At 43.4% G+C, this 6,886-nt stretch carries 9 protein-coding genes and 1 pseudogene; 1 reads left to right on the top strand and 9 read right to left on the bottom strand.

Annotated features, from left to right (window positions below):
- Positions 1–242 precede the first annotated feature (242 nt).
- Both HZA08_03645 and HZA08_03640 read right to left on the bottom strand, forming a co-directional pair.
- Positions 243–524 (bottom strand): hypothetical protein, encoded by a 282-nt coding sequence (locus HZA08_03645; protein MBI5192522.1) that lies wholly within the window; start codon positions 522–524, stop codon positions 243–245.
- Between the two features lie 78 nt (positions 525–602).
- Entirely contained in the window at positions 603–3,083 is a 2,481-nt protein-coding gene (locus HZA08_03640; protein ID MBI5192521.1) for a glycogen/starch/alpha-glucan phosphorylase, read from the bottom strand.
- Between the two features lie 130 nt (positions 3,084–3,213).
- Here HZA08_03640 and HZA08_03635 point away from each other — a divergent pair, with 130 nt between their 5' ends.
- On the top strand, positions 3,214–3,360 hold the full coding sequence (locus HZA08_03635) for a hypothetical protein (GenBank protein ID MBI5192520.1): 147 nt from the start codon (positions 3,214–3,216) through the stop codon (positions 3,358–3,360).
- Between the two features lie 218 nt (positions 3,361–3,578).
- On the opposite strand, the gene HZA08_03630 is transcribed toward HZA08_03635, so the two are convergent.
- From HZA08_03630 to HZA08_03600, 7 genes and pseudogenes are all read right to left on the bottom strand, one after another.
- On the bottom strand, positions 3,579–4,313 hold the full coding sequence (locus HZA08_03630; GenBank protein ID MBI5192519.1) for a DUF5131 family protein: 735 nt from the start codon (positions 4,311–4,313) through the stop codon (positions 3,579–3,581).
- A 21-nt stretch (positions 4,314–4,334) separates the two neighbouring features.
- A complete protein-coding gene (locus tag HZA08_03625) occupies positions 4,335–4,697 on the bottom strand; it encodes a cupin domain-containing protein (protein ID MBI5192518.1) in 363 nt (120 codons plus the stop codon).
- Between the two features lie 105 nt (positions 4,698–4,802).
- Positions 4,803–5,120 carry a type II toxin-antitoxin system RelE/ParE family toxin gene (locus HZA08_03620; protein MBI5192517.1) on the bottom strand — a complete coding sequence of 106 codons (318 nt, stop codon included), beginning with the start codon at positions 5,118–5,120 and terminating at the stop codon, positions 4,803–4,805.
- A complete protein-coding gene (locus HZA08_03615; GenBank protein ID MBI5192516.1) occupies positions 5,117–5,347 on the bottom strand; it encodes an addiction module protein in 231 nt (76 codons plus the stop codon). The genes HZA08_03620 and HZA08_03615 overlap by 4 nt, the downstream gene beginning before the upstream one ends.
- A gap of 64 nt (positions 5,348–5,411) precedes the next feature.
- Positions 5,412–5,624 (bottom strand): hypothetical protein, encoded by a 213-nt coding sequence (locus HZA08_03610; GenBank protein MBI5192515.1) that lies wholly within the window; start codon positions 5,622–5,624, stop codon positions 5,412–5,414.
- A 70-nt stretch (positions 5,625–5,694) separates the two neighbouring features.
- On the bottom strand, positions 5,695–6,621 hold the full coding sequence (locus HZA08_03605; protein ID MBI5192514.1) for an ADP-ribosylglycohydrolase family protein: 927 nt from the start codon (positions 6,619–6,621) through the stop codon (positions 5,695–5,697).
- Positions 6,608–6,763: pseudogene (locus tag HZA08_03600) on the bottom strand (DUF1232 domain-containing protein). The gene HZA08_03605 and the pseudogene HZA08_03600 overlap by 14 nt, the downstream one beginning before the upstream one ends.
- Between the last annotated feature and the right edge of the window lie 123 nt (positions 6,764–6,886).

Genomic DNA, 6,886 nt, shown 5'->3' with positions numbered 1-6,886 from the left:
GTCAGGTTTGAGTGCGACCGATTGAGCAAACCCGAAGGCGTAGTTGAATCTACGCTGAGGGGTTGCGATTGAGGAGCACACAAAGATGGCCGGAAGATGAGATGCATAAATGTATAGGTTATTTTATGACAGACCCTAAGGATGGGAAGCCAAGATGAAATGTGTCTGAAGGTGAAAAGGTACTTGTTAAAAGATTGTAGATTGACCAGCAGCGTTCAATAATCTGTGCTTCCAGATGTCTTTCATACGACACTATAAAGCTCTCTCAGAGGAAATTTTGATTGAAGAGTCCGGAAGTAACTCCTGTAGCAAATAGCCCAATTGATGAAGTCAGGAGTCTCCTCTGCCGGGGTTCCGACAATTAGATTATAAAAAATCTCGGATCGCATATTATATTTTTTTTCATAGCAGTAAAGCTCTTCACTCAGCTTTGATAGAACCTTATTAGCAGACAGGTTGCCACTGGTAACTTCCTGTATGAACTTTCTTTTTGTCATGACCTTTGTACTCTTCTTCATTTTCATAACGTTATATTTACTATATACGAAGTATACATGTCAAGGGAGAGAATTGCGGTGTCGTAATACACTGCGAAACCTATCTCAGCACTGTAAATCTCCTGCATTGACCCCCCATATATCCCCCGCATACTCCTTTATCGTCCTGTCACTGGAGAATTTGCCCATGCTGGCTACGTTTATTATGGATTTCCTTGTCCAGTCTTCGGGGTCAAGGTAAACAGAGGATACCTTTTCCTGACAATTGACGTAATCAGCATAATCAGCAAGTACCATGTAGTTATCCGTCTCACGGAGGATACTTGATAACCCTTGGAATCTTTCTCTGCACCAGGGGGAGAAGAAGCCATTGGTAATCATGTCAATAGCACGGGCCAGTTCCGGATTAGACTGATAATATGAATATGGACTGTACCCGGTTCTTTTCAGGTTTTCTACCTCTCCGGCATGAAGGCCGAAGACGAATATGTTTTCATCACCTATCTCCTCTTTCATCTCTATGTTGGCGCCATCAAGTGTACATACGGTTAATGCACCATTAAGGGCGAGCTTCATGCACCCTGTACCGGATGCCTCTGTCCCGGCAGTGGATATCTGCTCTGACACATCAGCAGCAGGGATAATCTTCTCTGCAAGGGAGACATTATAGTTCGGGAGGAAGACTACTTTAAGACGGCCTTCTATTGAAGGGTCGTTATTGATAATATCTGCTACTGAATTAATAAGGGCGATTATATCCTTGGCAGTCTTGTAGCCCGGGGCTGCCTTGCCGCTGTAGATAAACGTCCGTGGGACAATATTGCCGTCTGAAGATGCCTTCAGCCTGTTATATAATGTGATGACATGAAGGATATTTAAAAGCTGTCTCTTGTATTCATGAATCCTCTTTACATGGACATCAAAAACAGAATCAGGACTGACCGTAACGCCTGCCATATCAAGGATTGCTGAGGCCAATGCCTCCTTGTTCTTCCTCTTGATCCTCCTCCACTCCTCCCTGAACCCGGCATCATCTGCATAAGGGAGAAGTTTTTTAAGCTCGAACAGGTCTGTTATCCATTTATCGCCTATGCTTGCGCTTATCAGTCCGGATAGTTCCTTGTTTATCTTCCTGAGCCAGACCCGCTGGCTTATCCCATTGGTCTTGTTTGTAAATTTACCGGGATAGAACTCATGGAAGTCCCGGAATATATCATTTTTCAGGATCTCTGTATGGATAGCGGCAACTCCGTTTACCTTATTGCTTCCGATTATTGCAAGATTGGCCATCCTCACCCTCTTCTCTCCAGCCTCATCTATGACAGACATTCTCTTCATGCGATCTATATCACCGGGGTATTTATGGTAAACATCTTTCAGGAACCTGTGATTTATCTCATAGATTATCCTGATATGCCGCGGCAGGAGTTTCTCCATAAAAGAGGCTGACCATGTCTCAAGGGCCTCAGGAAGCACCGTGTGATTCGTGTAATTTACCGTTCTTCGGGTTATATCCCATGCCTTATCCCATGCAACCCCTTCAATATCTACAAGCAGTCTCATCAGTTCAGCCACAGCAAGGGAGGGATGTGTATCATTCAGTTGAATGGCAATCTTATCCGGGAATTCGTCAAACGAACTATGGTGATTCTTATATCTCCTGAATATGTCCTGCAGGGTTGCAGATACCAGAAAGTATTCCTGCCTCAGACGAAGCTCCTTTCCCTCAAGCGAGGTATCGTCAGGATACAGTATCTTTGAGATATTCTCAGCATTGTTCTTCTGCTCTACTGCTTTGATGTAATTCCCGTGATTGAAATACTCCAGATCAAAGTCACGGCTCGATTTGGCAGTCCATAGCCTCAGGTTGTTTACAGACTTGCACTGGAAGCCGGGAACAGGGATGTCATACGCCATTGCCATCACCTCTTCACAATCCCCCCAATCATGGTGGGTATTTCCGCTCTCATCAATGAACTCACGAACATTACCATAGAACTTTACAGTATAAAGAAACTCCGGTCTTGGAAACTCCCACGGGTTACCGTACCTGAGCCAGTTATCCGGGTGCTCTATCTGCTGGAAGTCCTTTATCCTCTGGCTGAACATGCCGTACTCAAACCTGATCCCATAGCCATATCCCGGTATACCCATCGTTGCCATTGAATCAAGAAAACACGCGGCGAGCCTGCCGAGGCCGCCGTTACCAAGCCCGGCCTCTTCCTCCACATCAAATACCTCATGGAGTTCAATCCCAAGTTCCTTCAGAACTTTTCTTATCTCCTCTTCCATCCCGGTATTAATCAGGCTGTTGGCAAGCGTCTTGCCGATTAAAAATTCCATTGAGAGATAATATACACGTTTCGCATCCTCATAGTGGTAAGCCCTATGTGTCTCAAGCCACTTCTCCATAAGATAATCCCTGACAGTGTATACCACCGCTGAGAACCAGTCCCTTTTTGTCGCTGAGTATATATCCTTGCCGAGTGTATAATGGAGGTGCCTTGAGATAGATTCCTTCACATTATCAGCACTAATCACAATTGGTTCGCTTTTCAGATTGGAAACCTTTTTACCTGAGCGCATAGTAAATTCTCCTTTTTTAATTATGTCGGTTTATATTGACAAAGCAAACAGGTAGTGTCAAGGTGCACACTGTTGACGCCCCGATAGTCAGAGGGTAGAATGTTCAACATTAATATCTTTTAGAAGGGGGGTGGGAGCATGTGTCAGTCATGTGGTTGTTCACCCTGTAAAGTCTGCGGACGTGACATCAAAAATGGTGTCTGTTCCGGATGCAACAAGAAGTCATCAGAGTGTAATTGTAAGTAATGTAAGTATCCCGGTTTCAGGGGCTGGTTGATGTATCGGGCCAGCCCCCTTTTTTTATAGGGATAGGAAAGATGATGGGGTTAAGCTATTCAGGCTTCACCGGGCTACAGAACGGACAATAAGGCTCTCCCAGGTCAAGAGGACATACATGACCGCACTCAGGACAACAAATGCAATCCTTAATAGGGTTTTCACAAACAGGACATGCCTCTTTTTCATCTCTCGGGTTAACCATAAACTGTTTTTTTCTCAGGCGGCAAAACCGCTTTTCAGCCTCTGAATAATGTTATCTGTAAAACCCCTGTCCAGCCATCTGCTGAGATTCATACTCCTGTATATATTTACCGTCTTTGATGTATAGTTCATCCTATCAATCAGAACACTACCGGCAAAAGGGACTATCTTCTCTAAAAGTGCATCGGGATTCATCGGGAGCACAGGGCCTATGAAGACATAAGTCTTTATACCATTATCATGCAGTCTTTTAAGTGCATTAATCCTGGAGTTTATAGGCGGGGCATTCGGTTCAAAAATTTTTCTAATCTTGTCATCATCTGTGGTAATGGTGATCCCCACATCAATATCCCTGAATCTCTTTAATACATCCATATCCCTTATGACAAGCGGTGATTTAGTGAGTATATCCACTTCATACTGATGTTCTGATAAAACCTCAAGGCACTGTCTTGTAATCTTATATTTCCCTTCAACAGGCTGATAGGCATCTGTTACCGAACTTATGATGACCCTGCCCTTCTCTTTTCTTCTAAGCTCTCTTTGCAGTATCTCAGGTGCATTCATCTTCACATCTACAAAACTCCCCCACTCTTCAGTATGTCCTGTAAACCTTTTCATAAAAGTTGCATAACAGTATTTGCAGCCATGATAACAACCGGCATAAGGATTGATACAGTAATCAAAACCGGGAATCCCGGATTTGCTCAGAATGGATTTAACCTTTATTTCCCTGATAAGCACTCTCATACAAGCCCCGTCTAAGGAACTCTATTTATCAGCCAATACATAACCTGCGTTGCCTGATGCAACAACAGAGACAAATACAAATGGCTCCGGGCCGGTATTAATGGCCCCATGCACCTGTCCGTGTTTGGCTACTGCAATTTCTCCGGCCTTTAGATGCATAACTATGCCATCCCCCATATAATACCCTGCTGTACCTGAGATAACCATCCATGTATCCTGACCATTCGGGTGAACATGAGCCGCTATTTCCTGCCCCGGAAGAACATGCCAGACGATGATTACCGACTCCTCCGTTTCCAATACCACTGATCTGACCGGCTGACCCTCAGACGGTCGAATAAATTCTGCAACCGGAAATATCCTTGACGCTGACTCCACAACCACAACCTCCTTTGGATGGAAAATTTATTTTAATAAACTTAAACTGATTTGGTTTTCATAGGCATGGAAGCTAAGTATTGGGGGTTCTAAAAATACCGCCATCTGTGTCTATTCGCCTGATGAGGGTAATAGTTTTATGCGATTACGCCAGTAATAGGGTCTGCGGCTGGTGTGTGCCACAGCAACTATCCATATAACATCCTGAAGTTCCAAATAGTAAACAGCATAAGGGAATCTATTAAGTAATCGGTATCTGGTGTCATGTTGTTTTATGGGCCATCTATTTGGTGCTTCCTGAATGTTAACAAATATTCGGCTTATCTCCCGTTCAAGATCCAATCCTAATCCTGTGCATCTGGATTCATAATAATCTATGGCCTGCCACAATTCCAACTCAGCTTCATGGTGAATAATGATATTTTTCATGAATATCTTGCTCGTATCTCTGCAAGAATCTCTTCTGCCGGCCTCCCTTTTGCTGTGCCGCTTTTAATTTCTCTTACACGTTTTTCAATCTCTGAGTCCCATGCACTAATATACCCTTCGTCTATATTATCATCCAAACTCAGAATGAGCTCATGAGCTAACTCAGCCCGTTCCTCAGCAGATAATTGATACGTTTTTTTTACGATATCTTTAAGCAATGAAGTCATTTATATCCTCCTTCTTTTAATTATAGTACAAGGAACTCTATTTATCAGCCAATACGTAACTACTTCATCCCCCATATATTACCCCTTCTCTGTATAAGGTTTCAAATTCTTCCACTAATGATATTTTGTATTTGCCGGTTATCCTGTAACTCTCTGATTTTATTTCCCTCAGCTTTTTCTCCAGAAAATATTTCACTCCTTCTTTTAACATATCCTCTTTCGAAAGATTAAAGTCTTTTGATAAAATCTCAAGGGTCTTATCAACTATAATCTGCATTCAGCACCTCCTTCATTCATCAAATATTGTAATCTATTTTGCAATTTAATCAACACCTTTGCCTCAGCCTCTATAATCTGGACATTGAAAAAAGCTTCCCTGCCAAACCCTCAATCAAATCCCTTTTTGCAAGTTTGTTAAGCCAGGATTCAGGGATACCCTCTTTACCATAATAAGCACCGGCCAACTGTCCATAGACAGCCCCTGAGGTATCCGCATCACCCCCAACATTTACCACACGTAAACAGCCTTCTCTGAAAGAATCAGTATGATAGAAGGCCCAGAGCGCCGCTTCCAGCGTATCAATGACATAGCCCGTGCTTTTGATAACAGGAGGCTCATTGATTTTAAATGAGCCTGCGGCGATCCTGTCAATTTCATCTGCGAGTGGAGCCTTATCCCACAGCATAGAAACAAGGGTATAGCGATTTGATAGAAGATCATCTTTAGTTACCCCATTTAATGCACCGGCCAGCAAGGCCCCAAGGTATCTGCATGCATCAATACAGGACTGTGCTCCATGTGTTGTTAAGGAACTTAAACCTGATTTCTCTATAGCCTCCGCCGGCCTCAAAGAGTAGAAAAGCGGTACAGGGGCCAGCCTCATGATACATCCATTACCGGCAGAACGAGGGTCTTTTGAACCGCAATACGGCTGATGTTCCTTCTCAAACCGTTTAAGAGCAGTCCTCACAGTATTACCAATATCAAAACAGTATCCTGTACTGCTCATATAACCTTCCCGATACCAGCGAAAATACCTTTCCATCTGATCAAGAGGATCAAAGCCCTGCCGTTTAATCAGGCTGTCAGCAAGGCACAAGGCCATTGAAGTATCATCCGTCCATTGACCCGGTTCAAGTAAAAAGGGGCCACTCCCAACCATGTCCTCAATTGGTATAAATTCCCCCGGTTCGCTGAATTCCAGTGACGTTCCAATAGCATCACCGGTCGCCAGCACAAGCAATGCACCGGCAAAACGCTCAACAGGCTCCATGCACATCTCCAATCAGGCTCTTAACAGTCAGCAAAACCGCAATATCATCACAGAATCCAATCCCCGGGATTACATCCGGGATAACATCAATAGGGGTTACAAATTACATCAAAGCGGCAACCATGACATTATTACCCCCCATGGAATTTCATTGAAACTTACTCCATGTTGTTGTAGCAGTCGAAACTATATTATCCGGATTTTGGATTTGACATGGTATTATGATACTGCTATTTTATTCAAACAAAACAAATAACTTATAGTA

The sequence above is a fragment of the Nitrospirota bacterium genome (assembly GCA_016212215.1).
Classification (GTDB): domain Bacteria; phylum Nitrospirota; class 9FT-COMBO-42-15; order HDB-SIOI813; family HDB-SIOI813; genus JACRGV01.
The sequence above is the reverse complement of the archived record's forward strand: the minus strand, read 5'-3'. Positions and strand labels throughout refer to the sequence as shown.